Below are 26,619 nucleotides of genomic sequence, written 5' to 3'. Positions count from 1 at the left end.
CACGATCGCCACAAGGCTTTCACATTTCCGGAGCGTCCGCTAAGCGGGCGCCAATTCCTACCCTCCGATTGCTTGGGGACCTGACATGCGTGCCGAAGGGCAGGCCTATATCGACCGTATCGAAGCTGCGCTTGCGCTGGTCCGCCAATCGCTCGACTGGGAGCGGGCGCTGCGCCGCCTCGACGAGCTCAATGCGCGCGTCCAGGATCCGACATTGTGGGACAATCCCAAGGAAGCCCAGGCGGTCAGTAGGGAGCAGAAGCAGCTCGAGACGGCGGTCAACACAGTCAACGACATCTCCTCCGAAATGGCCGATGCGATCGAGTTCATCGAGATGGGCGACGCAGAAGGCGACGAGGACGTCGTCGCGGACGGTCTCGCCAGTCTGGAAAAGCTCGCCGCCCGAGCGGATGCGGACAAGGTTCAGGCGCTGCTTTCAGGCGAGGCCGATGGCAATGACACCTATATCGAAATCCACGCCGGTGCAGGCGGCACGGAAAGCCAGGACTGGGCCGAGATGCTCCTGCGGATGTATGCCCGTTGGGCTGAACGGCGCGGTTTCAAGGTGGAAACGGTGGAATACCAGTCTGGCGACCAGGCCGGGATCAAGTCGGCGACGCTGCTGATCAAGGGCGAAAACGCCTATGGCTACGCCAAGACAGAGAGCGGCGTGCACCGGCTCGTCCGGATCAGCCCCTACGACAGTTCGGCGCGGCGCCATACGAGCTTCAGCTCGGTCTGGGTCTATCCCGTGATCGATGACGACATCGCGATCGAGATCAACGAGAGCGACCTCAAGATCGACACCTATCGCGCAAGCGGGGCGGGCGGTCAGCACGTCAACACGACCGATTCCGCGGTCAGGATCACGCACCAGCCGACCGGTATCGTCGTCGCAAGCCAGAACGATCGCAGCCAGCACAAGAACCGCGCCACCGCGATGAACATGCTGAAGGCGCGGCTGTTCGAACGCGAGATGGCCGAGCGCGAAGCGGCGGCGAGCGGCGAATATGCCGAGAAGACCGACATCGGTTGGGGCCACCAGATCCGCAGCTACGTTCTCCAGCCCTACCAGATGGTCAAGGACTTGCGGACCGGCGTCACCTCTTCCTCTCCCGACAGCGTTCTCGACGGCGCGATCGACGACTATATCTCCGCCGCCCTTGCACAGCGCGTGACCGGGGAGAAGGTGGAGATCGAGGACGTCGACTGATGAAGTCGCTCGGGCCATACCTGTTAACAGCTGCATTGCTCGCCGGGTGCCAGCAGGCAGGCAAGGGGCGCTCTGAAGAGGCAGCCAGCTTCCCGCAGCCCGACCGTCCGGTCTCCAATCTGGGTTCCAACCAGTTTTCGACCGAGGATGCCCGCGACAGCAGGGGCGAGGCGCAGACCGTGATGGATCTCGCCGAAATCGAGGAAGGGATGACCGTCGCCGATATCGGTGCAGGCAACGGCTATTATACCGTCCGCCTGGCGGAACGTGTCGGGAAGGGCGGCCGGGTCCTGGCGCAAGACATCGATCCGGAAGCCCTGCGGCGTCTTGCCGGGCGCGTCGAGCGCGAAAGGCTCGACAATGTGTCGATCAAGCTCGGCGAGCCCGAAGATCCCAAGCTTCCCGCGGGCAGCTTCGACCGGATATTCATGGTCCACATGTATCACGAGATTCAGGAGCCTTACGCGTTCCTGTGGCACATGTGGCCGTCGCTTCGCGAGAACGGGCAAGTGATCGTCGTCGATATCGATCGGCCGACCGACCGGCACGGCATCGACCCCCTGCTGCTGTCGTGCGAGTTCAAGCAGGTCGGCTTTGAACTCGTCGCCTTCAAGGATGCGCCCGAATTGTCGGGGTACTATGCACAATTCAAGGCAGCGGCTAAGAGGCCGCAACCGAATGAAATCAAGCCATGCCGCGGGTCGCCGGGCGAGGCTGGCAAAGCGGCGAAGTAACCGCGAAACTGGACAGGATTACCGATGGCATTCAAGGGGCTGAGCCCGATAGTTTACGGCGGACGGGAAGTCTGGCCGATCATCGAAGGCGGCAAGGGCGTCTCCGCGACGAACCATGCGAGTTCGGGCGCCTGGGCTGCGGCCGGCGCCATCGGAACCGTCAGCGCGGTGAACGCCGACAGCTACGACAGCGATGGCAATCCGATCCCGCAGGTCTATCCGCAGGCAACCCGCACGGAGCGGTTCGAGCAGCTGGTCCGTTACGCGATCGATGGAGCCACCACTCAGGTGAAGATGGCGCACGAGATCGCAAACGGGAAGGGCGCGATCAACATCAACGTCCTGTGGGAAATGGGCGGCGCGCAGCAGGTGCTCGAAGGGGTTCTCGAAAATTGCCCGGGTCTGGTCACCGGCGTGACCTGCGGTGCAGGCATGCCTTACAAGCTGGCCGAGATCGCGGCGAAGCACAATGTCCATTACCTGCCGATCGTCAGTTCGGCCCGCGCGTTCCGCGCGCTCTGGAAGCGCAGCTATTCCAAGGTGCCCGAGCTGATGGCGGCGGTCGTGTACGAAGACCCCTGGCTCGCGGGCGGACACAACGGCCTCTCCAATGCGGAAGACCCGCGCAAGCCCGAAGACCCCTATCCGCGCGTCAAGGCGCTGCGTGAAACCATGCGTGCCGAAGGCGTCTCGGAAGACACCGCGATCGTCATGGCCGGCGGGGTGTGGTTCCTGCGCGAATGGGATGAATGGATCGACAATCCCGAGCTGGGCAAGATCGCCTTCCAGTTCGGAACGAGGCCCCTGCTGACCGAGGAAAGCCCCATTCCGCAGGTGTGGAAGGACATGCTCCGCACCGTCGAGCCGGGCGACGTCCTGCTGCACAAGTTCTCGCCCACCGGCTTCTATTCGAGCGCGGTGAAGACCCCTTTCCTCTACGATCTGATGCACCGGTCGGAGCGCCAGATCCCGATCTTCAAGCGTGACGAGGAAGAAGGCACGATCCCGCTCATGGATCACGGCAAGGCCAAGTATTTCTTCGTCCACCCGGGCGATCAGCGCAAGGCGCAGAGCTGGATGCAGGAAGGCTTCACGGAAGCGCTGAAGACGCCCGACGACACGGTCGTGTTCGCCACGCCCGAAAGCGCCGAGCAAATCCGCACCGATCAGCAGAATTGCATGGGCTGCCTGTCGCACTGCCAGTTTTCGAGCTGGAAGGATCACGACAACCACACGACCGGTCGCCTCGCCGACCCGCGCAGCTTCTGCATCCAGAAGACGCTCCAGGACATCGCGCACGGCGGCGATCCGGACGACAATCTCGCGTTTGCCGGCCATGCGGCCTACCGGTTCAAGCAGGACCCGTTCTATTCGAACAATTTTACGCCCACGGTGGCGCAGCTGGTCGAGCGGATCCTGACCGGCGACTGATCAGCTCGCGAGGACGGTCTGCAGCTTCGCTCGCAGGCCGGCTTCGTCGAACGGCTTGGCGATCCATTCGTCGGCGCCCGCATCGATCCCCTTGTGGATGTCGTGCGCGCCCGACTTGGACGTGCAGAAGACTACCTTCGGCCGGGTTCCGCCGGGCATGGCACGCAGTGCGGCGACGAACTCGATGCCGGTCATAACCGGCATGTCCCAGTCGAGCAGGACGAGATCGGGCATGGCAGCCTTGCACCGGGCGAGCGCTTCCTGTCCGTTCTCCGCCTCGTTCACCTCGAAGCCGACGCTTGCGACGATTCTTCGCGAAAGGCTGCGGATCATGCGGCTGTCGTCGACGATCAGCGCGTACCGCTTGGTCGCAGGAGCCGCGCTCCGCTCGACCTGACGGCCGGGAGTCGCACCTGCACTATCGGAAGCACGTGCATCGCGCACCGTGCCGTCTGCGGATAGCTTCGTCCCGGCGGGCGGGTTGTTGCGTTTGATCAGCCCTTGAATGGATCGAACTCCAGCTCTTCGTAGTCGCGCGATGGGTCTACGAACTGATTGGCAATGCCGGTGCCATTTTGCGCGGCGTGCTCGGTCGGGGTCATGCGCACGTGCAGATAGGGAATCCAGATGTCGCCGTATTCGGCTTGCTGGTACCAGAGATCGATGACGTCGTAGGACGCCCAGAATCCGTCGGGTTCGCGCAGGCGAATGCCTTCGCCGATGCGTGGCACTGCGGCAAACCGCAGGCGCGCTTGCGTCTGGTGCGTTTCGTTCTGAATTTCGACTTCGATCACGCGTGCGACATCCTTCGATGTCACTGCTTGTAAGGGCAAATCCTTGCCGAATTGCTTATTTGCCACTCGGGCAGAATTAACCGTCGAACAGGTCGGGATTGCGCCTCAGACGAGTGCGTCGAGCACTTGGTCCGGCGGCCGGTGTCCGTCGATCCAGAAGCGGATGTTGGCGATGATCTTCTCGCCGGAGGCTTCGCGTCCCTCGATCGTGGCACTGCCGATATGCGGCAGGGTCATCACGTTGGGAAATGCGAGCAGCCGGGGATCCACTTCCGGCTCGTTCGGATAGACGTCGAGCCCCGCTCCGGCGAGTTTGCCCGCCTCGAGCGCATCGACCAGAGCGTCGATGTCGACGAGTTCGCCGCGGGCGGTGTTGATGAGCGAGACCCCGTCCTTCATCAGGGCGAAGCGCCGCGCATCGATCAGGTCGTGCGTGTCCTTGGTATGCGGACAATGCAGGGTGACGATATCGGCTTCGGCGAGCAGATCGTCGAGTTCGGCGACGTAGCGTGCGCCGAACATCCTTTCGACTGCCTCGGGCAGCGGCTTGCGGTTATGATAGGCAATCTCGAGGCCGAAGGCCTTGGCCCGGTGCGCCACGGCCTGTCCGATACGCCCCATCCCGACGATGCCGAGCACTTTCCCGCCGAGCTTGCGTCCCAGGAGGTGGGACGGAGCCCACCCCGTCCATTCGCCGCGCCGGACGAGCGCGACGCCTTCGCGCACTCGCCGGGGCACGCCGATGATCATCTCCATCGCGATGTCGGCGGTATCGTCGGTGAAGACGCCCGGCGTGTTCGTGACCATGATGCGCCGTTCGGCACAGGCCCTGAGATCGAGATGATCGGTCCCGGCCCCGAAATTGGCGATCAGGCGCAAACGGTCGCCGGCTGCCGCGATCATTTCGCCGTCGATCGTGTCCGTCACTGTCGGCACGAGGATGTCGCAGTCCTGCATGGCGGCCACCAGCTCGTCCCGGCTCATCGGCCTGTCCTCGCGATTGAGCCGGCAGTCGAAGAGCTCTTCCATCCGCGCCTCGACCGAAGGCATCAGGTGGCGGGTGACGATCACGCGCGGCGTGCCTTCGATGCGACGCTGGCTGTCCTGTGGCTGTTTGGGCATGGGCCGGGATTGGGGTAGGGCGGCGAGCCGGTCAAGCGGGCGACAACAGGAAATTGATGAATTTGCATTCGTGCGCGTGTATCGGGCAGCGATGCTTACCCGGACATTCCTTGCCATGATCGCATCCCTCGTCGTTGCAGCCCCGGCTGCCTCGCAGGATCGCGAGCTACCCTATTGGGCGGCGATGCGTGCCGAGGAAGTGAACATGCGCGTTGGGCCGAGCGCGGAATACAAGATCGAGTGGGTCTATCACCGGCAGGGATTGCCGGTCCGGGTCATCCGGATGCGCGAAGGGTGGCGCCTGGTCCAGGATGTCGACGGCGCGCAAGGCTGGGTCGTCGCGCGTCTGCTGACGCCCGATCGCCACGCGCTGGTGATCGGCGAGGGCGAGGCAGAGATGCGCTCCGAACCGGGAGGTGCGGGCAGGATGCTCTGGAATCTCGAGCCCGGCGTGGTCGGCAGTCTCGGCAAGTGCGAGGGCAATTGGTGCCAGCTCGATGTTGCGGGGCACAAGGGCTGGGTCGATGCAGAACGTCTCTGGGGCGACGGCGACCCCTGACGAACCGCGACAAAGGCGACCCCAAGCGGGGCCGCCTTCGTCTCATCGAGTTGTCGGTTCAGGCTGCCGGTTGTGCAGCGGCATCTGCGGGACGCACGGTGACGACTTCGCCGTCATCCGCGGTCGAGCTCCACGATCCGTCCGCGGCCACATCGCCGTTGGTCCAGCATCGCGTTTCCATGTCTTCGGCCTCGAAGTCGAAACAGACCTTGCCGTCGGCTTCGGAAACCGTGCCGTTCACGGTCTGGTCGCCAACGGTAGCGGTGAAGGTGTTGTCGGCCGTCGATGTCACGGTGCCGATGCTGCCATCCGCGTAAGTAACCTCGTAGGTACCGGGACCGCCGACGGCTGCCATCGCGCTTGCGGTTTCCTCGACCACTACCTCGTCGTCGACCGGCGCTTCTGCTGCCGGCTCCGAACAGGCCGCGATCAAGAATACGGATGTTGCTGCAATCAAGTTCTTCATTACGTGTCTCCCCACCTTCGGACCCGGAACGAAGAACTGGGGACATACCACGATGGCAGCCCGAGAGCGAATCATGAATGCGAGCGGCTAGACCAGCTCGACCGCCACCGCAGTCGCCTCGCCACCGCCGATGCACAGCGAGGCGACGCCCTTGGTCTTGCCCTGCTGCTTGAGCGCATTCAGCAGCGTCACGATGATCCGTGTGCCGCTGGCGCCAATCGGATGGCCTAGCGCGGTGCCGCCGCCGTTGACGTTGATCTTGTCGTGCGGGATGCCGATGTCGCGCATCGCGAACATGGCGACGCAGGCGAACGCCTCGTTGACTTCCCACAAGTCGACCTCGTCGGCGCTCCAGCCGGCTTGCTTCAGCACCTTTTCGATCGCCCCGATCGGGGCGGTGGTGAACTTGGCGGGCTCCTGGGCGTGGGCAGCCATGGCCACGATCCTGGCGACGGGCTGATGGCCGTTTTCCTTGGCAACGCTTTCGCGGGTTAGCACGACGGCTGCGGCGCCATCCGAAATCGAGCTCGATGTCGCGGCCGTGATGGTTCCGTCCTTGGCGAAAGCCGGGCGCAGCGTCGGGATCTTGTCCGGCTTGCCGCGTCCGGGCTGCTCGTCATGCTCCACGGTCACGTCGCCGCCCCGGGTCGAGAAGGTCACCGGCACGACCTCGTCGGCAAAGGCGCCGCTTTCGATGGCGGCATTGGCGCGGCGGAGGCTCTCGATGGAATACTCGTCCATCTCTTCGCGCGTCATCTGGTATTCGTTGGCGGTTTCCTGCGCGAAAGTGCCCATCGCACGGCCTTCCTCGTAGGCGTCTTCCAGCCCGTCGAGGAACATGTGGTCATAGGCCGTGTCGTGGCCGATCCGCGCGCCCGAGCGGTGCTTCTTGAGCAGGTAGGGGGCGTTGGTCATGCTCTCCATGCCGCCCGATACGACATAATCGATCGTTCCGCTGGCGAGCGCTTCTGCGCCCATGATGACGGTCTGCATGCCGCTGCCGCAGACCTTGTTCACGGTGGTCGCCTGGACCGACTTGGGCAAGCCTGCCTTGACCATCGCCTGGCGTGCGGGCGCCTGGCCAAGCCCCGCGGGAAGGACGCAGCCCATGTAGGCGCGGTCGAACTTCTCGCCCGGCACGCCCGAACGCTCCACCGCAGCCTTGACCGCCGTCGCGCCGAGGTCCGTCGCGCTCACGTCGGACAGCGCGCCCTGCATGCCGCCCATCGGGGTGCGTGCGTAGGAGAGAATGACGACGGGATCGTTCGCGGCAAACTGGGTCATGGGAGCGGATGTCCTGCTTGGGAGTAGTATGGGTGAGCCGACGATCTAATGCTGCACTGCGGCGAGTGCAAACCGAATAGCTCTGCGCTTGTCACAAGCCGAGCTTTCGCCCAAACACGATGGCAAATCGAAACCCAGAGGGAGAGCCGAAAATGGCCGACGACCAGAAGAGCGAAATGGAGCGCGTGCTCAAGCTGCAGCGCGATGCCCACACGGCCAACCGTCCCGAACCGATGGACCTGCGCAAGGACCGCATCAATCGCGCGATGAAGCTGCTCAAGGACAATGGCGAGGCGCTGTCCAAGGCCATGGCCGACGATTTCGGCAGCCGCTCCATGCGCCAGTCGATGATCACCGACATCGCCTCGACGATCGGCTTCGGCAAATATTGTCTCAAGAACCTGGACAAGTGGGCCAGGCCCGACAAGCGCCACGTCCAGTTCCCGCTGGGCCTGCTCGGCGCGAAGGCCGAAGTCCGCTACGAGCCCAAGGGCGTGATCGGCATCCTCAGCCCATGGAACTTCCCGGTCAACCTCGCCTTCGGGCCGCTCATGCAGGTGCTCGCCGCGGGCAACCGCGCGATGATCAAGCCGAGCGAGTTTACCGAGCGCACCAGCGAGCTGATGAAGGAACTGGTGGAAGGATATTTCACCCAGGACGAGGTCGCGGTGTTCACCGGCGGACCCGAAGTCGCGCACGCTTTCTCCTCCTTGCCGTTCGATCACCTGGTCTTCACCGGATCGACCGCGACGGGCCGCAAGGTGATGGAGGCGGCTGCAGCCAACCTCGTTCCGGTGACACTGGAATTGGGTGGCAAGTCTCCGGTGTTCCTCGGTCGCAGCGCCGATTACGAGAAGGCGGGCGAACGCATCGCGCTGGGCAAGATGATGAACGCGGGGCAGATCTGCCTCGCTCCGGACTATCTCTATGTCCCGGAAGAGCGCGAGGACAGCGCGATCGCGGCGGTCGAGCTGGGCGTGCGCAACATGTATCCCAGCCTGCTCGACAACGACGATTACGCCTCGGTCGTGACGGATCGCCATTTTGACCGGCTTCAGGGCCTGGTCGCCGACGCGCGCGAGAAAGGCGCCGAAGTGATCGAGATCAATCCGGGGAACGAGGATTTCTCCAACACCAATGCCCGCAAGATGCCGCTGACGGTGCTGCGCAACGTCACCGACGACATGCAGGCGATGCAGGAAGAAATCTTCGGCCCCGTCCTGCCGGTCAAGACCTACAAGAACATCGACGAGGCGATCGATTACGTGAACAAGCGCGATCGTCCGCTGGGCCTCTATGTCTTCGGCGAGGACAAAGACGAGCGCGAGCATGTCCTGACCAAGACGATTTCCGGCGGGGTGACGGTCAACGACGTGGTGTTCCATGTCTCGATGGAGGACCTGCCGTTCGGCGGAGTCGGTCCGTCGGGGATGGGCAGCTACCACGGTATCGAGGGGTTCCGCGAGTTCAGCCACGGTCGCAGCGTCTACACCCAGCCTAAGATCGACGTCGCCGGTCTGGCAGGCTTCAAGCCGCCCTATGGCGAGAAGACCGACAAGGCGGTGCGCGGAATGCTGAAGTAACGCCGATGACGGGGCGGGGCGCTCTGTCGGCCTTTGGCGAGCGCCCGCCTGTCCTGCCGCTTGCAATTGGAATTGCGGGATTTGCACGTGGCACCCCTTGCGCCTGCGGGTACGGGATACTAGGGCGCGCACAACCCCGCAGCCGGACGAGTCAGACCCTTGGTCGATCTTCTTGAATACCTGCCGATCCTGATATTCCTCGGCGTCGCCGTGGCTCTTTCCGCGCTCTTCGTGTTCCTGCCGATGGGTGTCGCACGCCTGACCGGAACGCACGAGCCGACGGCCGAGAAGTACAGCGAATACGAATGCGGATTTCCCGCCTTCGAGGATCCGCGCAGCCAGTTCGACGTGCGCTTCTATCTCGTCGCGATCCTGTTCATCATTTTCGACCTCGAGGCAGCGTTTCTCTTCCCTTGGGCAGTCAGTCTCGACCTGACGGGCTGGCCGGGCTGGATCACGATGATGGTGTTCCTCGGTGAACTGGCGATCGGCCTCGCTTATGCGTGGAAGGTCGGCGCGCTGGAGTGGGAGTGACCGCATGACCCAGCAGATGACGACCACACCGCACGGGCGCGATGCGCTGGTGCAGCCGACGGCCCAGCCGGGCGAGACGCGGCAGCCGGACGCCGAATATTTCAACGCGCTCCAGACCGAGGTCAACGACAAGGGTTTCCTCGTCACCTCGACCGAAGACCTGTTCCAGTGGGCCCGCACCGGCTCGCTCTGGTGGATGACCTTCGGTCTCGCCTGCTGCGCGGTCGAGATGATTCACGTCAACATGCCGCGCTACGACATGGAGCGGTTCGGGGTCGCCCCGCGCGCCAGCCCGCGCCAGTCCGACGTGATGATCGTCGCCGGGACGCTGTGCAACAAGATGGCACCCGCGCTGCGTAAGGTCTATGACCAGATGTCGAACCCCAAGTACGTCATCTCGATGGGCAGCTGCGCCAATGGTGGCGGCTATTACCATTACAGCTACAGCGTCGTGCGCGGCTGCGATCGCATCGTCCCGGTCGATATCTACGTGCCAGGCTGCCCGCCGACTGCCGAAGCGTTGCTCTATGGCGTGATGCAGTTGCAGCGCAAGATTCGCCGCGTCGGCACGGTCGAACGGTAAGGGTGCGCTGACATGGCCACTGTCCTCCATTCCGCTCCGAAATACGCCTCCAACGCAGGCGTGCGCGACGCGCTCGGCTCCGCGATCGGCGCGAGCCTGCTGGACTCGCGCGAGGAGCACGGCGAAATCCTGCTCACCGTGAAGCGCGAGGCCATCGAGCCGGTGCTGCGCACGCTGCGCGACGAGCATGGCTACCAGCAGCTGATGGAAATTGCCGGGGTCGATTATCCCGGTCGCCCCGAGCGGTTTGAAGTCGTCTACATGCTCCTGAGCCTGACGAAGAACCACCGCGTGATGGTGAAGGTGACGGCGAGCGAAAGTACGCCGGTGCCGACGGTCACCGGGCTGTGGCCCAATGCGGGCTGGCTCGAGCGCGAGGTTTTCGATCTCTACGGCGTGCTGTTCGACGGCAACACCGACTTGCGCCGCATCCTGACCGACTACGGTTTCGAAGGGCATCCCTTCCGCAAGGACTTCCCGCTCACGGGCTATACCGAGTTGCGCTATTCCGAAGAGGAAAAGCGCGTGGTGTATGAGCCGGTCGAACTCGCGCAGGACCTACGCCAGTTCGACTTCATGAGCCCGTGGGAAGGGGCCGACTACGTCCTGCCCGGCGACGAAAAGGCGGATACGCCTCCGGTCGACGAGCCCAAGACGACCGAGAGCCCGGCGCAGACCGGTGCCGGCGCGAAAACCGACGCGAAAGCGGAAGAGAAGGTCAGTGCCGGTGCTCCGGCGGAAGAGGATTCCAACGTCGAGAGCGAAGCGCCCGATCCGACAGAGGATCGGCCTGACCGCAAGGAACGCGAAGGCAAGACCACCGACACCAAGGCTGCGACCGAGGTCGACGAGGACGCGGACGCAGCGGGCGATGGCGCGGAGGACAAGGCATGAACGGTCTCGTAGCCGAACAGTCGCCGACCACCGGCGACGAGGTCATTTCCAACTACACGATCAATTTCGGGCCCCAGCACCCTGCTGCGCACGGCGTGCTCCGCATGGTCATGGAGCTCGACGGCGAGATTATCGAACGCATCGATCCGCACATCGGTCTGCTCCACCGCGGCACCGAGAAACTGATCGAGAACAAGACCTACCTGCAGGCGCTTCCGTACTTCGACCGGCTCGATTACTGCAGCCCGCTCTGCATGGAGCACAGCTACGTCCTCGCGATCGAGAAGCTGCTCAACGTCGAAGTACCGATCCGCGCGCAGTACCTGCGCGTGCTGTTCGCCGAATTGACCCGCATTTCCAATCACATGCTCAACATCGGCGCGCATGTGATGGATGTCGGTGCGATGACGCCCAACCTGTGGGTGTTCGAACTGCGCGAAGACTGCATGAATTTCTTCGAGCGGATTTCGGGTGCGCGGATGCATTCGGCCTGGTTCCGTCCGGGCGGGGTCCACCAGGATGTGCCGCTCAAGGTGCTGACCGACATCGGAGACTGGATCGATGGCCGCCTGCCGGAACTGTTCGGCGATGCGATGAGCCTTGTCACCGACAACCGCATCTTCAAGCAGCGCAACGTCGATATCGCTGTGGTGGGCAAGGACGACGCGATCGCCTGGGGCTTCTCGGGTCCGATGATCCGCGCTGCCGGCATTCCCTGGGATCTGCGCAAGTCGCAGCCCTACGACGTTTACGACCGGATGGAATTCGACATTCCCGTCGGCACGAACTCGGACTGCTACGACCGTTTCATGGTCCGCGTGCAGGAAGTCTACCAGTCGGCGCGCATCATCAAGCAGTGTCTCGCCGAAATGCCGGAAGGCCCGATCGCGAGCGACGACCGCAAGGTTTCCCCGCCCAAGCGCGGCGAGATGAAGCAGTCGATGGAAGCGCTGATCCACCACTTCAAGCTCTACACCGAGGGCTTCCACGTGCCTGCGGGCGAAGTCTATGTCGCCACCGAAAGCCCCAAGGGCGAATTCGGCGTCTACCTCGTCAGCGACGGCTCGAACAAGCCGTACCGCTGCAAGATCCGCCCGACCGCCTTCAGCCACCTGCAGGCGATGGACTTCATGAGCAAGGGCCACATGCTGCCCGACGCAACCGCCATTCTCGGCGCGATCGACGTGGTGTTCGGGGAGTGTGACCGGTGAGTGTTGCGCTTGAGAAATACGAGAAACTCGTGACCCTTGGGCGTGCAATTGGCTTGCTAGCGGCTGCCTCCGCCGGTGCACTTTTCCTCATTGAGGAAGCTGCGTTTCCTGCTCTCTACTCTGCTGTTTTCTGTGCGTTTGTGCTCATCATGTTGAGCTTGATTGTGCTGACCATTTACACCGCGCGCTTCAAACGTCGCAACGAGATCCACCGCCATGGCTGACCGTTCCCCCGCACCCGACACTCCCGAGCTGCGCGAGCGCTGGGGCAATTTCGCATTCACCGAGGCCTACAAGGCCAAGGCGGACAAGGCGATTGCGCGCTATCCCGAAGGGCGCCAGCGTTCTGCGGTGATGCCACTGCTCGACCTTGCCCAGCGCCAGGTCGGCGAGGAAACGAACACGCAGGGCTGGCTGCCGCTGCCGGTGATCGAATACGTCGCCGACTATCTCGACATGCCGGTCATCCGCGTGCTCGAGGTTGCGACTTTCTACTTCATGTACAACATGGTGCCGGTGGGTAAGTACCACGTGCAGGTCTGCGGCACGACGCCCTGCATGCTGCGCGGTTCCGACGAATTGTTCGAAACCTGCAAGGCGCGCGGTATGAAGAAGGGCCATGTCTCCGACGACGGTTTGTGGACGCTGACCGAGGTCGAGTGCATGGGCAATTGCGCCACCGCACCGATGGTCCAGATCAACGACGACAACTACGAAGACCTCACGCCCGAGCGCCTCGACAAAATTCTCGACGAACTGGCCGCCGGCGAGCAACCGAAGACCGGCACGCAGATCGAGGGCAAGCGCACCAGCGAGCCCGAAGGCGGTCCGACGACGCTCAAGGAAATGGTCACCGAAAACCACGATTACCGGAGTGAATGGGCATGAGCATCGTCTCCATCCTCATCGCGCTGGCGATCGCCTTCATCGCGTGGAAGGTCCTGTCGGGCCTGATCAAGTTTGCAGCCATCGCCATTGTGATCGTCGCGACCGTGTGGTTCCTTTCGACCGGAGGGTTTGCGGCATGAGCAAGACCTTGGCGACAGTCGCAATGCTGCTTGGTGTAATCGCTATTCTGCTCGGCGCGTACGTCGTCTTCGTGCAGGGCGACAATGCCGGCATCGTCGCAATAGTCGTGGGCGTCATCGCGCTCGTACTCCCGCGTGTTGCAGGCAAGAACCGAGGCAACAATGCTCGCTGACAAGGACCGCATCTTCACCAATGTCTACGGCTTCCAGGACTGGGGGCTGAAGGCGGCGCAGGCGCGCGGCGATTGGGACGATACAAAGGCGCTGATCCAGCGCGGGCAGGATTCGATCATCGAGGAAGTAAAGGCCTCGGGCCTGCGCGGCCGTGGTGGCGCAGGCTTTCCGACCGGCCTAAAATGGTCGTTCATGCCGAAGGAATCGAAGGACGGGCGCCCGAGCTTCCTCGTCATCAACGCCGACGAATCCGAACCCGGTTCGTGCAAGGACCGCGAGATCATTCGCCACGATCCGCACAAGCTGATCGAAGGCGCGCTGGTCGCCGGCTTCGCGATGCGGGCGAGGGCGGCCTACATCTACATTCGCGGCGAATACATCCGCGAGGCGGAGACGCTGCAGGCCGCGATCGACGAAGCATACGATGCCGGGCTGATCGGCAAGAACGCTAGCGGGTCGGGCTACGACTACGACGTGTTCATGCACCGCGGCGCGGGCGCCTACATATGCGGCGAAGAGACCGCGATGATCGAGAGCCTGGAAGGCAAGAAGGGCCAGCCGCGCCTCAAGCCGCCATTCCCGGCAGGGGCAGGCCTCTATGGCTGCCCGACCACGGTGAACAACGTTGAGTCGATCGCCGTCGTCCCGACAATCCTGCGGCGCGGCGCGAGCTGGTTTGCAAGCTTCGGCCGCGAAAACAACAAGGGCACCAAGCTCTTCCAGATCAGCGGCCATGTGAACAAGCCCTGCGTGGTCGAGGAAGCGCTTTCGATCCCGTTCAGCGAACTGATCGAGAAGCATTGCGGCGGTATTCGCGGCGGCAAGGACAATCTGCTGGCCGTGATCCCTGGCGGCTCGTCGGTCCCGCTGGTTCCGGCAGAGCAGATCTGGGACGCGCCGATGGATTTCGACGGGCTCAAGGAACTGGGCTCAGGCCTCGGCACGGCAGGCGTCATCGTGATGGACAAGTCGACCGACATCGTCCGGGCGATCAGCCGCCTCAGCTACTTCTACAAGCACGAGAGCTGCGGCCAGTGCACCCCCTGCCGCGAAGGCACGGGCTGGATGTGGCGCATGATGGAACGCCTGCGCACCGGCGACGCCGCGATCGAGGAAATCGACATGCTGCAGCAGGTGACCAAGCAGGTCGAAGGCCACACCATCTGCGCTCTAGGCGACGCGGCGGCCTGGCCGATCCAGGGCCTGATCCGGCATTTCCGCCCCGAGCTCGAGCGTCGCATTCACGAGCACAACGCCAAGTTTGCGGAGGCTGCGGAATGAAGAAGGCAGCTCTTTTCCTCGCTTGTGCGACACTCGGTGCCGGCCCGGCACTGTCGCAGCGCGAAGCACCGGTCGCCGAGCAGCGGGCGGCGGTCGCAGCTTGGGCGACCTGCATCGCGGACGAGAATGCCGATACCGCGCGCGACCTGTTGGTCCGCGATTATCGCTCGGATGGCTACAAGCTCGGCATGAAAGCGCTTGCGCAGACGCGCGTGTCGCAGGAATGCTTCGACGCGATGCCGCGCCGTTACCGGCAGATGAGACTCGGCGGATTACCCTTTGCCGGCGGGCTGGCCGAGCGGCTGATCGAACAGGATGCCGAACCGCTGCTGACGCGCCTGTCGATGGCCGTGATCGGACCCGAGGCCGAAACCTTCTCCTACACCGACGAGGTCGCCATGTGCGCGGTTCGCGGCGCGCCGGACATCGTCGCCCGCCTGTTCGCGACCGAAATTGAGACGCCGGACGAGCAAGCCTCCTTCGCCGCGCTCGCGCCGGTCGTCGCCTATTGCACCAAAGACCGTACGCCGGTCGAGGCTTCGCCGCTCGCGATGCGCTCGATGCTCGCGACCGCGTCTTTCCGCCTTCTTGCCGCCCAGAAAGACGATGCCGATGCCTAAGGTCACCGTAGACGGACAGGAAATCGAGGTTCCGGACGGCGCGACCGTGCTTCAGGCGTGCGAGCTTGCCGGCAAGGAGATCCCGCGCTTCTGTTATCACGAGCGGCTGAGCATCGCCGGCAATTGCCGTATGTGCCTGGTCGAGGTGAAGCCCGGACCGCCCAAGCCGCAGGCAAGCTGCGCGCTTCCCGCGACCGAAGGCCAGGAAATCCGCACCGACAGCGAGATGGTCAAGACCGCGCGCGAAGGGGTGATGGAGTTCCTCCTCATCAACCATCCGCTCGATTGCCCGATCTGCGACCAGGGTGGCGAATGCGACCTGCAGGACCAGTCGATGATGTATGGTCGCGGCGCCTCGCGCTACGACGAGAACAAGCGCGCCGTTACCGAGAAATACATGGGTCCGCTGATCAAGACGGTGATGACCCGCTGCATCCACTGCACGCGCTGCGTCCGCTTCTCGGAGGAGATCGCGGGCGTTGACGAGATCGGCGCGATCGGTCGCGGCGAGGACATGCAGATCACGACCTATCTCGAGCAGGCGGCCGAGCACGAGCTTTCGGCGAATGTGATCGACCTTTGCCCGGTCGGCGCGCTGACCTCGCGTCCCTATGCGTTCGAAGCGCGCCCGTGGGAGCTCAAGAAGACGCTGAGCATCGACGTTTCCGATGCGGTCGGCGCCAACATCCGTCTCGACAGCCGCGGGCGTGAAGTGATGCGGGCGCTGCCGCGCATCAACGATGCGGTCAACGAGGAATGGATTTCGGACAAGGCCCGCTACCAGGTCGACGGTCTGATGCGGCGCCGGCTCGACAAGGTGTGGATCAGGAAGCGCGGCAAGCTGGAGCAGGCGAGCTGGGACGAGGCGTTCAGCAAGATCGCTTCCGCCAAGCCCGGCAAGAGCATTGCCGCGGTCGCGGGCGACATGCTCGATTGCGAGACCATGTTCGCCGCCAAGGCGCTGCTCAAGGCCTGCGGTTCGAAGCTGATCGAAGGCCGCCAGACCGGCATGGACTACGACGTGTCCAACCTGGCGGCGGTCAACTTCAACTCGACCCTCGCAGGCATCGAGCATGCCGACGCGGTCCTGATCGTGGGCAGCCACATCCGCTGGGAAGCGCCGCTGGTCAACGTGCGGCTGCGCAAGGCGGTCAAGCGCGGGGCCAAGGTATTTGTGGTCGGGCCGGAATGGGACACGACCTATCCGGCGACTTTCCTCGGCAACGACCTCGGCGTTTTGAACGAATTGTCGTCCGACATGAGCGACGTCTTCGCCAAGGCCGAGCGGCCCGCGGTGATCGTCGGTGGCGGCGCGCTCAAGGGCGCGCACGGCAAGGCGATGGCGCTTGCGAAGGGCTGGGGCGCGGATTTCAACGTGCTGCATTTCTCGGCCGCGCGCATGGGCGGCCTGATGCTCGGCTTCGCACAGAAGGGCGGCATGGCCGACCTCGCCAAGGCCAAGCCCAAGGTGCTGCTCGCACTGGGCGCCGACGAGATGGATTTCTCCAGCTTCAAGGACAGCCTCAAGGTCTATATCGGCCATCACGGGGACAAGGGCGCCCATGCGGCCGATATCATCCTGCCCGCTGCGAGCTATGCGGAGAAGGACGGCACTTACGTCAACACCGAGGGCCGGGTGCAGTTCGCCGAAAAGGCCGTCTTCGCGCCGGGTGACGCGCGGGAAGACTGGACGATCCTGCGCGCGCTGGCCGATGCGCTGGGCGTCAAGGTGGGCTTCGACAGTTTCGCCGAGCTCCAGTCGGCAATGATTGCCGAGGTGCCGGCGCTGGGCGAGGAAGGTCTCGCCGATTACGGCGCACTGCCCGATGTCGATGCGAATGCGAAGGCCGAAGGCACGATGGAAGCCTATCCGATCAAGGACTTCTACCTGACCAACCCGATCGCCCGCGCGAGCGCGGTGATGCAGCGGTGCTCGGAAGAATTGCTCCACGGTGACGAGTTGCAGGAGGCCGCGGAATGACCGAAGCTTTCCAATTGCCATTCTGGACACCTTGGGGTCCGTGGGACCTCGGCCTGTCCTACGGGGCTGCTTGGTTTGCCGCGACCATCGCTGGCATCCTGCTCATCGCCTTGCCGCTGATGCTCGCGGTGGCGATGATCATCTATGTCGATCGCAAGGTCTGGGCGGCGATCAACCTTCGCCGCGGGCCCAACGTGGTCGGACCCTTCGGTCTGCTGCAAAGTTTCGCCGACGGTCTGAAGGTCTTCCTGCAGGAAACCATCATTCCGAGCGCGGCGAACAAGGGCATCTTCATCCTCGCGCCGATCGTCACGTTCACCGTGGCGCTTGCCGCCTGGGCGGTGGTGCCCTTCAGCGCGACTGCCGTGCTGGCGGACATCAACGTCGGCCTGCTCTACATACTCGCGATCAGCTCTCTGTCGGTTTACGGCGTCGTGATGAGCGGGTGGGCGAGTAACTCCAAATACCCGTTCTTCTCGGCAATGCGCGCCGCCGCGCAGATGATCAGCTACGAAGTCTCGATCGGTTTCATCCTGATCTGCGTCGTGCTGTTCGCCGGCACGTTCAACCTCAACGACATCGTCCGGGCGCAGGAAGGCTTCGGCCTCGGCCTGATCAATGCCTATGTCGTGCATCCGCTGCTGTTCCCGATGTGGGTGGTGTTCTTCATCAGTTCGCTGGCCGAGACGCAACGCGTGCCGTTCGACCTGACCGAGGCGGAGAGCGAACTCGTCGCCGGCTATCAGACCGAATACAGCTCGATGAGCTTCGCGCTCTTCTGGCTCGGCGAATATGCGAACATCCTCCTGATGTGCATTCTCAACGCCATCCTGTTCTTCGGCGGGTGGCTGCCGCCGCTCAACATCGACCTGATCCCGTGGTTCGACATCCCCGGCATCGTGTGGCTGCTGCTGAAGACGTTCTTCTTCTTCTTCATGTTCAGCTGGGTCATGGCGACGGTGCCGCGTTACCGTTACGACCAGCTGATGCGGCTCGGGTGGAAGGTGTTCCTGCCCATGAGCCTGATCTTCGTCGTCCTCATTTCCGGATATCTGATGGCCACAGGCCATTTTGGAGCTGCCGCATGACCTCCGTCGCGCACCTCATCAAATCGTTCACCTTGTGGGAGTTCGTGAAGGCGCACGCCCTCACGCTGAAGTACTTCTTCAAGCCCAAGGTGACGATCAACTACCCGTTCGAGAAGAACCCGCTGTCTCCGCGCTTCCGCGGCGAACACGCGCTGCGCCGGTATCCCAACGGCGAGGAACGTTGCATCGCCTGCAAGCTGTGCGAAGCGGTTTGCCCGGCGCAGGCGATTACCATCGAGAGCGAACCGCGCGAGGACGGCAGCCGCCGCACCACGCGCTACGACATCGACATGACCAAGTGCATCTACTGCGGTTTCTGCCAGGAAGCCTGCCCGGTCGATGCGATCGTCGAAGGGCCGAACTTCGAATATTCGACCGAAACGCGCGAGGAGTTGCTCTACGACAAGGCGAAACTGCTGGCCAACGGGGACAAGTGGGAGCGGGCCCTGGCCGCGAACCTTGAAGCCGATGCGCCCTACCGATAGGGGCCGCGCGCAAAGATGATCCAGACAATCGCCTTCTACCTGTTCGCGTTTCTCGTGATTGCCAGCGCCGTGCTGGTCGTCACCGCGCGCAACCCGGTCCACTCGGTGCTGTGGCTGATCCTGGCCTTTTTCAACGCGGCGGGGCTGATGGTGCTGGTCGGCGCCGAGTTCATCGCGATGCTGCTCGTGATCGTCTATGTCGGCGCGGTGGCGGTACTGTTCCTGTTCGTCGTGATGATGCTGGACATCGATTTCGCCGAACTTCGCGCAGGGTTCACCAAGAATTTCCCGCTCGGCATCCTGATCGCGCTGGTCCTGCTGGCCGAACTGGTGCTGGGCATTGGTGCCTGGCAGGCGGGCGCGCTCGATCTGGGCACACCTGCGGGCGAAGGCGCTCCGCTGGTGGGGGAAAGCAATATCGAGAGCATCGGCGCGCTGCTTTACGGGCGTTACCTGTTCCTCTTCGAGAGTGCCGGCATCATCCTGCTGGTCGCGATGATCGGCGCCATCGTGCTGACCCATCGCCCGACCAAGACCACGCGCGGACACCAGGACATCGGCAAGCAGGTCCGGCGTCGTCCGGAAGAGGCAACCGTGCTCAAGCAGCCCGAAGTCGGGCAGGGGGTCGAGCTGTGATCGGCATCGAACATTACATCGTGGTGAGCTCGATCCTGTTCGTGCTCGGCGTGCTCGGCATCTTCGCCAATCGCAAGAACGTGATCGTCATCCTGATGTCGATCGAACTGATCCTGCTCGCGGTGAACATCAACCTCGTCGCCTTCAGTGCCTTCCTCGGCGACCTGACCGGCCAGGTCTTCGCCATGTTCGTGCTGACCGTGGCGGCGGGCGAGGCGGCGATCGGCCTTGCGATCCTGGTCATCTACTTCCGCGGCCGGGGCACTATCGCGGTCGACGACGTAAACCGGATGAAGGGATAAGCACCCCGTGAACACGATCCTGCTTATCGTCTTCCTGCCCTTGCTCGCGGCCATCGTCGGCGGGCTCGGCAACCGTGCGCTCGGCAACACCGTGGTGAAGGCGATCACGACCGGCGCGCTGTTCGTCTCCTGTGCGCTGAGCTGGCCGATCTTCATCGGGTTCCTCAACGGCACCTCCGAAGCCGGCGTCGTCGAGGTTCTCACCTGGGTGCAGAGCGGCGATCTGACTTTCGACTGGGCGCTGCGTGTCGATACGCTGACTGCGGTCATGCTGGTGGTGATCACCACCGTTTCCGCACTCGTCCACCTCTACAGCTGGGGCTACATGGACGAGGATCCGGATCAGCCCCGCTTCTTCGCGTATCTGTCGCTGTTCACCTTCGCCATGCTGATGCTGGTGACCGCCGACAACCTCGTCCAGATGTTCTTCGGTTGGGAAGGCGTGGGCCTCGCCAGCTACCTGCTGATCGGGTTCTGGTTCAGGAAGCCCAGCGCCAACGCTGCCGCGATGAAGGCCTTCGTGGTCAACCGCGTCGGCGATCTCGGCTTCATGCTTGGCATCTTCGGCACGTTCCTCGTGTTCGGGACGGTGTCGATCCCGGAAATCCTTGCGGCGGCGCCTTCAATGAGCGGGGCGAGCATCGGCTTCCTCGGCATGCGGCTGCAGACGATGGATATCCTGTGCATCCTCCTGTTCATCGGTGCGATGGGCAAGTCCGCGCAGCTCGGGCTCCACACCTGGTTGCCAGACGCCATGGAAGGCCCGACTCCAGTCTCGGCGCTTATCCACGCCGCGACGATGGTCACCGCAGGCGTCTTCATGGTCTGCCGCCTTTCGCCGATGTTCGAAGCCGCACCGGTCGCCCTGACGGTGGTCACGGTAATCGGCGCTGCAACCTGCATCTTCGCCGCGACGATCGGCACCACCCAGTGGGACATCAAGCGGGTCATCGCCTATTCGACCTGCTCGCAGCTCGGCTACATGTTCTTCGCCGCCGGCGTCGGCGCCTACGGCGCGGCGATGTTCCACCTGTTCACCCACGCCTTCTTCAAGGCGCTGCTGTTCCTGGGGGCCGGCTCCGTCATTCACGCGATGCATCACGAGCAGGACATGCGGTATTACGGCGGGCTCCGTAAGCACATCCCGCTGACCTTCTGGGCGATGATGATGGGCACGCTCGCGATCACCGGCTTCGGTGTCTACGACCTACATGCGGGCTTCGCCGGTTTCTGGTCGAAGGACGCGATCATCGAGGTCGCTTTCGCTCGCGGGACGGAAGCTGCGACCTTCGCTTTCTGGATGGGCGTCTTCGCCGCGCTGCTGACCAGCTTCTACAGCTGGCGCCTCGTGTTCCTGACCTTCTTCGGCAAGCCGCGCTGGGCCGACAGCGAACATATCCAGCACGCCGTCCACCACGGCCATGACGAGCCCGACGAACACAATCCGCCGCGCCAGGAAGATGCCGGCCACGACGTGCAGCATCATGCGCCTTCGTCCGACTACGAAGCGGGGACCGCGGGTTACCACCCGCACGAAAGTCCGATCTCGATGCTGATCCCGCTCGCCGTGCTGAGCCTGGGCGCGATCGCAGCAGGCCAGGTCTTCGCGCCGAGCTTCCTCGACAGCGCGGCGTTCTGGAACGGTTCGATCTTCTACAACGAGCCGCTGATCCACGCGATGCACGGGGTGCCTACGCTGGTGAAATACGCCGCCTTCATCGTCATGGTGCTCGGCTTCGTGATCGCCTGGTACGGCTATATCCGCAACACCAGCTTCCCGGGAAAGGTCGCAGAGCAGCTCGGTCCGATCTACACCTTCGTTTACCGCAAGTGGATGTTCGACGAACTGTATCACTACCTGTTCGTCGTTCCCGCGTTCTGGCTCGGCAGGGTGTTCTGGCAGCGCGGCGACGTCGGGCTGATCGACAGGTTCGGACCCAACGGTGCGGCCTGGGTTGTCGAGAAAGGCACGATCGCGGCCAGGAAGGTCCAATCCGGCTATCTCTACAGCTACGCGCTCGTGATGCTTCTCGGCCTTGTCGCGGCAATCAGCTGGGTGCTGTTCTGATGGAGGGCTTTCCCATCCTTTCGCTGATGCTCGCCGTGCCGTTGGTGGCCGGTATCGCATGTTATTTCCTCGATGCCGGGGCTGCGCGGATGACCGCGCTGGTCGCGACGCTGGTCAACCTCGCGCTCGGCGTGGTCCTGTGGCTGAGCTACGACATCGGCGGGGCGCAGTGGCAGTTCACCGAGCGGGCGGACATTTTCGCCGGCTTCAGCTACGCACTCGGGATCGATGGCATCGCCCTGCTGCTGATCGCCTTGTCGGTCTTCCTGATGCCGATCTGCATCCTCGCGAGCTGGGATTCGATCACCAAGCGCGTTGGCGAATACATGGCCGCGTTCCTGATCATGGAAACGCTGATGATCGGCGTGTTCGCAGCGCAGGACCTGTTCCTGTTCTACATCTTCTTCGAAGCCGGCCTCATCCCGATGTACCTGATCATCGGCGTGTGGGGCGGGGACAACCGCATTTACGCGAGTTACAAGTTCTTCCTCTACACGCTGCTCGGTTCGGTCCTGATGCTGATCGCCATGCTGTGGATGGTGAACGAGGCCGGGACGACCGACATCCCGACGCTGATGCAGTACGATTTCCCGGCGCAGGCTCAGACCTGGCTGTGGCTCGCGTTCTTCGCCAGCTTCGCGGTCAAGATGCCGATGTGGCCGGTCCATACCTGGCTGCCTGACGCGCACGTCCAGGCGCCGACTGCGGGCTCGGTGATCCTGGCCGGCGTGCTGCTGAAGATGGGTGGCTACGGCTTCATCCGCTTCAGCCTGCCGATGTTCCCCGAAGCGAGCGCGCAGTTCGCCTGGCTGATCTACATTCTCTCGATGCTGGCGGTAGTCATCACCAGCCTGATCGCGCTGGTGCAGCACGACATGAAGAAGCTGATCGCCTACTCCTCGGTTGCCCACATGGCGATCGTGACGGTCGGCCTGTTCGCGTTCAACGTGCAGGGGCTCGAAGGCGCGATGATGGTCATGCTCGGTCACGGTCTCGTCTCGGGCGCGCTGTTCCTCTGTGTCGGCGTCATCTACGACCGTCTGCACACGCGCGAGATCGACCGGTACGGCGGGCTTTCGATCAACATGCCGAAATACGCGATCTTCTTCATGCTGTTCACGATGGCCAGCGTGGGCTTGCCGGGCACCAGCAACTTCGTGGGTGAATTCCTCGCGCTGGCGGGCATCTACGAGGTCTCGACGCTTGTCACGCTGGTCTGCACGACCGGCATCATCCTGGGCGCGGCCTACATGCTCTACCTCTATCGCCGCGTCGCATTCGGCGAGCAGAAGAACGCCGATGCAGCCGCCATGCCGGATCTCAACCTGCGCGAATGGGCGATGCTCGCGCCGATCGCCGCAGGCGTGCTGTGGATGGGCGTTTATCCCGAGAGCTTCCTTGCACCGATGCGCGCCGACATAGCCGCACTCGATGCGCGCCTCGAACGCTCCGCTCCGGCAGGAGATTCCATGCTCGTCGTCGGCGAGCCGCGGGCAGAAGCTGCCAATGCAATCCACCATTCCGCCGGCGGTGAAGCGCACGGCGACGAATCCGCTGCCGAGGGGGCACACTGATGGAATTCGGCAAGTCCCTCTCGCTGATCGCACCGGAGCTGGTCCTCAGCCTCGGTGGGCTCGCGATGACGCTTCTGGCAGCCTGGCTCGGCGAGAAGTCCGCGCGCGCCATGTCGATCTTTGCAGTCGCGATCATCGTCGGCGCGATGGCTTTCACAGTCGCATCCATGAACGGCGGTGCCGCGATCGGCCCGGATGTCTTTGCTTTCGGTGACCAGTTCGCAGCCGACGGTTTCGCCGGTTTCGCCAAGATACTGATCGGCCTCGCGGCGATCGCGGTTCTGACGGTTTCGCAGCCGTTCTTCGTCCGCAGTGCCGCGACCTACCGTCCCGAGTATCCCTTGCTGATCGTCTTCAGCGTGCTCGGCATGGGTCTGATGGTTTCTGCGACAAACCTGATGACGCTGTACATTGGTCTCGAACTCAGCAGCCTGTCGTCCTACGTTCTTGCCAGCTTCATGCGGCACGACACGCGCTCGGCCGAAGCAGGGCTCAAGTATTTCGTACTCGGCGCGCTCGCCAGCGGGATCCTGCTGTTCGGCATGAGCCTGACCTACGGCTTCGCCGGCTCGACCTCCTATGCCGGCATTCGCACTGCCTTCGCCGGTGGCCTGTCGACCGGAGCGCTCTTCGGGGTAGTGTTCGTCCTTGCAGGCCTCGCCTTCAAGATCGCCGCTGTGCCGTTCCACATGTGGACGCCGGACGTCTACGAAGGCGCGCCCACGCCGGTGACCACGTTCTTCGCCAGTGCGCCCAAGGTCGCGGCCGTGGCGGTGCTGATGCGCATGGCGCTCGATGCCTTCGGTGGCCAGATCGATGCCTGGCGCCAGATCGTCGTATTCGCGGCCCTGGCATCGATCGTGATCGGTGCGCTCGGCGCCATCGGTCAGGCTAACGTCAAGCGCCTGCTGGCCTATTCCTCGATCAACAATGTCGGCTTCATCCTCATCGGTCTGGCTGCCGGAACGGCTGCGGGCGCGAGCGGGATGCTCGTTTACCTCGCGATCTACGTTGCAATGACCATCGGCAGCTTCGTTGCCGTACTGATGCTGCGCAATGCAGAGGGCGACCAGGTCGAGAGCATTGCCGATATCGCCGGACTTTCGACGACGCAGCCGCTGCTCGCCGCCTGCCTTGCTGCGATGATGTTCAGCCTCGCCGGCATTCCGCCGCTGTTCGGCTTCTGGGGCAAGTTCGTGGTATTCCAGGCTGCGGTGGAAGCGGACCTGCTGCCGCTGGCGGTCCTCGGTATTGCGGCGAGCGTGATCGGCGCGTTCTATTACATCAAGATCGTCAAGGTGATGTACTTCGACGATGCAGCTGGCGTGGTAACCGGCAAGCCCGGCACGGCGCATTGGGTGGTTCTGCTGGCCGCGACGCTGTTCGTGTCGCCGCTTGGCTATCTGCTCAACGGATGGCTCGGCAACTGGGCCGACCATGCCGCGCAAGCGCTGCTGCTGACCATTTGATCGAGTTTATCGCCGAAACCGGCTCGACCAACGCCGATCTCGCAACGCGCCTGTCGGCTCGCGAGCGCGTGGGCGAGGGTGACTGGCTGGTCGCGGACCGCCAGACTGCCGGCCGGGGGCGCCAGGGCCGCGCCTGGTTCGACGGGTCGGGCAATTTCATGGGTTCCACCGTTGTCCTGCTCGGCCCCAACGATCCGCCACCGCCGACGCTTGCCCTGATGGCAGGCCTCGCCCTGTACGAGGCGGTCACGCCGATGGTTCAGGGGCGTGCCGGGCTCTCGCTCAAATGGCCCAACGACCTGCTGCTGGACAATGCCAAGCTCGCCGGAATCCTGCTGGAGCGGGTCGAGGATGCCGTGATCGTAGGGATCGGGGTGAACCTCGCGAAAGCCCCGGAGTTGCCGGATCGCGAGACGGTGGCGCTTTCCGCGCTCGGCCCGGCACCCGTCCGGGACACTTTCGCGCACGCGCTGGCCGCCAGCTTTGCGACCGAGCTTTCTCGTTGGCGCGATTTCGGGATCGACCCGCTGTTGCGTCGCTGGCAGGCTGTCGCCCATATCGAGGGGACGCCGCTGACGGTGCACGAACCAGACGGCGCGATCGTCGAAGGATCCTACGCCGGGCTCGCCAGCGACGGGTCGCTGCGACTGCGCTTGGTTGACGGCTCGCTCCGTGCCATCCATGCGGGCGATGTGATGCTCGCCACCAGGAATTGAAGATGCTGCTTGTCGCCGATGTCGGAAACACAAATGTCGTCTTTGCGCTTTACGAGGGGCGCGAGATCAAGGCCCGCTGGCGCATTGCGACCGATCCCCGTCGCACGGGAGACGAATATGCGGTCTGGCTGATGCAACTGCTCGAGCTCGAAGGGCTGGGGCGGCAGGATATCGACCAGATCATCGTGGGCACGGTCGTGCCGCGGGCGATTCACAACCTGACCGTGCTGGCGGAGAAATACTTCGACATCACGCCGCTGGTCGCCGGGCAGGGTGCGGCCTGCTGGAATTTCCAGATCGACGTCGACAACCCGCGATCGCTCGGCGCCGACCGCGCGCTCAACGCGCTTGCCGCCCACGCCAAGTTCGACGGCGATTTGATCATCGTCGATTTCGGTACCGCGACGACGTTCGACGCGATTGATTTCAACGGGGCATACAAGGGCGGGATCATAGCCCCCGGCATCAACCTCTCGCTCGATGCGCTCGTCGGCAAGACTGCGATGCTGCCCCGGATCGCAATCGAGGCACCGCGTTCGCGCAGCGTGATCGGCACGAATACCGAGGATCAGATGCTGGTCGGCGTATTCTGGGGCTATGTCGCGATGATGGAGGGGCTGATCGGGCGCATGAAGGCCGAGATCGGACGCGATCTCACGGTGGTCGCGACAGGAGGCCTGGCGATCCTGTTCGACCAGCACACGGATGCTTTCGATGCGGTCGATGCCGACCTCACGCTCGACGGGCTGGCGATCCTCGCGGAACGGGCGGGCACTGCGTGAGACGCGA

At 63.6% G+C, this 26,619-nt stretch carries 30 protein-coding genes; 25 read left to right on the top strand and 5 right to left on the bottom strand.

The window, feature by feature from the left end; genetic code table 11:
- Positions 1–85: 85 nt before the first annotated feature.
- The 3 genes from prfB to GRI48_RS02125 are packed head-to-tail and all read left to right on the top strand — an operon-like array spanning position 86 to position 3,378.
- Entirely contained in the window at positions 86–1,213 is a 1,128-nt protein-coding gene (gene prfB / locus GRI48_RS02135; protein WP_160670739.1) for a peptide chain release factor 2, read from the top strand.
- Positions 1,213–1,947 (top strand): class I SAM-dependent methyltransferase, encoded by a 735-nt coding sequence (locus tag GRI48_RS02130; RefSeq protein WP_160670736.1) that lies wholly within the window; start codon positions 1,213–1,215, stop codon positions 1,945–1,947. Before prfB ends, GRI48_RS02130 begins: the two co-directional genes overlap by 1 nt.
- Positions 1,948–1,971: 24 nt before the next feature.
- On the top strand, positions 1,972–3,378 hold the full coding sequence (locus GRI48_RS02125) for an NAD(P)H-dependent flavin oxidoreductase (protein ID WP_160670733.1): 1,407 nt from the start codon (positions 1,972–1,974) through the stop codon (positions 3,376–3,378).
- Here the strand turns inward: GRI48_RS02125 and GRI48_RS02120 are convergent, their stop codons facing one another.
- From GRI48_RS02120 to GRI48_RS02110, 3 genes are all read right to left on the bottom strand, one after another.
- A complete protein-coding gene (locus tag GRI48_RS02120; protein WP_337190751.1) occupies positions 3,379–3,822 on the bottom strand; it encodes a response regulator in 444 nt (147 codons plus the stop codon).
- Positions 3,823–3,872: 50 nt separating this feature from the next.
- Positions 3,873–4,172, bottom strand: a complete 300-nt coding sequence (locus GRI48_RS14225) for a hypothetical protein (RefSeq protein WP_337190750.1) — start codon at positions 4,170–4,172, stop codon at positions 3,873–3,875.
- Between the two features lie 105 nt (positions 4,173–4,277).
- Positions 4,278–5,294 carry a 2-hydroxyacid dehydrogenase gene (locus tag GRI48_RS02110; RefSeq protein ID WP_160670730.1) on the bottom strand — a complete coding sequence of 339 codons (1,017 nt, stop codon included), beginning with the start codon at positions 5,292–5,294 and terminating at the stop codon, positions 4,278–4,280.
- 91 nt (positions 5,295–5,385) lie between these two features.
- On the opposite strand from GRI48_RS02110, the gene GRI48_RS02105 reads away from it, so the two are divergent.
- Complete coding sequence (locus GRI48_RS02105) at positions 5,386–5,853, top strand: SH3 domain-containing protein (protein ID WP_160670727.1); 468 nt, start codon at positions 5,386–5,388, stop codon at positions 5,851–5,853.
- A gap of 58 nt (positions 5,854–5,911) precedes the next feature.
- Here GRI48_RS02105 and GRI48_RS02100 read toward each other — a convergent pair whose 3' ends face one another.
- On the bottom strand, positions 5,912–6,319 hold the full coding sequence (locus GRI48_RS02100; protein ID WP_160670724.1) for a hypothetical protein: 408 nt from the start codon (positions 6,317–6,319) through the stop codon (positions 5,912–5,914).
- 87 nt (positions 6,320–6,406) lie between these two features.
- Positions 6,407–7,603, bottom strand: coding sequence for a thiolase family protein (locus GRI48_RS02095; RefSeq protein ID WP_160670721.1), 1,197 nt, complete (start codon positions 7,601–7,603; stop codon positions 6,407–6,409).
- A 152-nt stretch (positions 7,604–7,755) separates the two neighbouring features.
- Here GRI48_RS02095 and GRI48_RS02090 point away from each other — a divergent pair, with 152 nt between their 5' ends.
- From GRI48_RS02090 to GRI48_RS01990, 21 genes are all read left to right on the top strand, one after another.
- The gene (locus GRI48_RS02090) at positions 7,756–9,186 is read left to right on the top strand and encodes a coniferyl aldehyde dehydrogenase (protein ID WP_160670718.1); all 1,431 of its coding nucleotides are present in this window, start codon (positions 7,756–7,758) and stop codon (positions 9,184–9,186) included.
- Positions 9,187–9,345: 159 nt separating this feature from the next.
- The gene (gene ndhC, locus GRI48_RS02085) at positions 9,346–9,720 is read left to right on the top strand and encodes an NADH-quinone oxidoreductase subunit A (protein WP_160670715.1); all 375 of its coding nucleotides are present in this window, start codon (positions 9,346–9,348) and stop codon (positions 9,718–9,720) included.
- Between the two features lie 4 nt (positions 9,721–9,724).
- Entirely contained in the window at positions 9,725–10,303 is a 579-nt protein-coding gene (locus GRI48_RS02080; protein WP_237451693.1) for a NuoB/complex I 20 kDa subunit family protein, read from the top strand.
- Between the two features lie 12 nt (positions 10,304–10,315).
- A complete protein-coding gene (locus tag GRI48_RS02075; protein ID WP_160670712.1) occupies positions 10,316–11,197 on the top strand; it encodes an NADH-quinone oxidoreductase subunit C in 882 nt (293 codons plus the stop codon).
- A complete protein-coding gene (locus tag GRI48_RS02070) occupies positions 11,194–12,408 on the top strand; it encodes an NADH-quinone oxidoreductase subunit D (protein ID WP_160670709.1) in 1,215 nt (404 codons plus the stop codon). The genes GRI48_RS02075 and GRI48_RS02070 overlap by 4 nt, the downstream gene beginning before the upstream one ends.
- Complete coding sequence (locus GRI48_RS02065; protein WP_160670706.1) at positions 12,405–12,632, top strand: hypothetical protein; 228 nt, start codon at positions 12,405–12,407, stop codon at positions 12,630–12,632. Before GRI48_RS02070 ends, GRI48_RS02065 begins: the two co-directional genes overlap by 4 nt.
- Complete coding sequence (gene nuoE / locus GRI48_RS02060) at positions 12,625–13,296, top strand: NADH-quinone oxidoreductase subunit NuoE (protein WP_160670703.1); 672 nt, start codon at positions 12,625–12,627, stop codon at positions 13,294–13,296. The genes GRI48_RS02065 and nuoE overlap by 8 nt, the downstream gene beginning before the upstream one ends.
- Positions 13,293–13,436 carry a hypothetical protein gene (locus GRI48_RS02055; RefSeq protein ID WP_160670700.1) on the top strand — a complete coding sequence of 48 codons (144 nt, stop codon included), beginning with the start codon at positions 13,293–13,295 and terminating at the stop codon, positions 13,434–13,436. Before nuoE ends, GRI48_RS02055 begins: the two co-directional genes overlap by 4 nt.
- Positions 13,433–13,609, top strand: coding sequence for a hypothetical protein (locus GRI48_RS02050; protein ID WP_160670697.1), 177 nt, complete (start codon positions 13,433–13,435; stop codon positions 13,607–13,609). The genes GRI48_RS02055 and GRI48_RS02050 overlap by 4 nt, the downstream gene beginning before the upstream one ends.
- A complete protein-coding gene (nuoF, locus tag GRI48_RS02045; protein ID WP_160670694.1) occupies positions 13,599–14,891 on the top strand; it encodes an NADH-quinone oxidoreductase subunit NuoF in 1,293 nt (430 codons plus the stop codon). Before GRI48_RS02050 ends, nuoF begins: the two co-directional genes overlap by 11 nt.
- Positions 14,888–15,511 (top strand): hypothetical protein, encoded by a 624-nt coding sequence (locus GRI48_RS02040; RefSeq protein WP_160670691.1) that lies wholly within the window; start codon positions 14,888–14,890, stop codon positions 15,509–15,511. Before nuoF ends, GRI48_RS02040 begins: the two co-directional genes overlap by 4 nt.
- The gene (nuoG, locus tag GRI48_RS02035) at positions 15,504–17,492 is read left to right on the top strand and encodes an NADH-quinone oxidoreductase subunit NuoG (RefSeq protein WP_160670688.1); all 1,989 of its coding nucleotides are present in this window, start codon (positions 15,504–15,506) and stop codon (positions 17,490–17,492) included. Before GRI48_RS02040 ends, nuoG begins: the two co-directional genes overlap by 8 nt.
- On the top strand, positions 17,489–18,580 hold the full coding sequence (gene nuoH / locus GRI48_RS02030; protein ID WP_160670685.1) for an NADH-quinone oxidoreductase subunit NuoH: 1,092 nt from the start codon (positions 17,489–17,491) through the stop codon (positions 18,578–18,580). The genes nuoG and nuoH overlap by 4 nt, the downstream gene beginning before the upstream one ends.
- Complete coding sequence (nuoI, locus tag GRI48_RS02025; protein WP_160670682.1) at positions 18,577–19,065, top strand: NADH-quinone oxidoreductase subunit NuoI; 489 nt, start codon at positions 18,577–18,579, stop codon at positions 19,063–19,065. Before nuoH ends, nuoI begins: the two co-directional genes overlap by 4 nt.
- Before the next feature lie 15 nt (positions 19,066–19,080).
- Positions 19,081–19,701, top strand: a complete 621-nt coding sequence (locus GRI48_RS02020) for an NADH-quinone oxidoreductase subunit J (RefSeq protein WP_160670679.1) — start codon at positions 19,081–19,083, stop codon at positions 19,699–19,701.
- The gene (nuoK, locus tag GRI48_RS02015) at positions 19,698–20,003 is read left to right on the top strand and encodes an NADH-quinone oxidoreductase subunit NuoK (RefSeq protein WP_160670676.1); all 306 of its coding nucleotides are present in this window, start codon (positions 19,698–19,700) and stop codon (positions 20,001–20,003) included. The genes GRI48_RS02020 and nuoK overlap by 4 nt, the downstream gene beginning before the upstream one ends.
- A 7-nt stretch (positions 20,004–20,010) precedes the next feature.
- Positions 20,011–22,071, top strand: coding sequence for an NADH-quinone oxidoreductase subunit L (gene nuoL / locus GRI48_RS02010; protein ID WP_160670673.1), 2,061 nt, complete (start codon positions 20,011–20,013; stop codon positions 22,069–22,071).
- Positions 22,071–23,645, top strand: coding sequence for an NADH-quinone oxidoreductase subunit M (locus GRI48_RS02005; RefSeq protein WP_160670670.1), 1,575 nt, complete (start codon positions 22,071–22,073; stop codon positions 23,643–23,645). Before nuoL ends, GRI48_RS02005 begins: the two co-directional genes overlap by 1 nt.
- Complete coding sequence (nuoN, locus tag GRI48_RS02000) at positions 23,645–25,114, top strand: NADH-quinone oxidoreductase subunit NuoN (RefSeq protein ID WP_160670667.1); 1,470 nt, start codon at positions 23,645–23,647, stop codon at positions 25,112–25,114. The genes GRI48_RS02005 and nuoN overlap by 1 nt, the downstream gene beginning before the upstream one ends.
- Positions 25,111–25,830, top strand: coding sequence for a biotin--[acetyl-CoA-carboxylase] ligase (locus GRI48_RS01995; protein ID WP_160670664.1), 720 nt, complete (start codon positions 25,111–25,113; stop codon positions 25,828–25,830). Before nuoN ends, GRI48_RS01995 begins: the two co-directional genes overlap by 4 nt.
- Positions 25,831–25,832: 2 nt before the next feature.
- Entirely contained in the window at positions 25,833–26,612 is a 780-nt protein-coding gene (locus GRI48_RS01990) for a type III pantothenate kinase (protein WP_160670661.1), read from the top strand.
- Positions 26,613–26,619 lie beyond the last annotated feature (7 nt).

It is taken from the genome of Qipengyuania oceanensis (assembly GCF_009827535.1).
Taxonomy (GTDB): Bacteria; Pseudomonadota; Alphaproteobacteria; order Sphingomonadales; family Sphingomonadaceae; genus Qipengyuania_C; species Qipengyuania_C oceanensis.
This window is presented reverse-complemented; position numbering and strand designations above follow the sequence as displayed.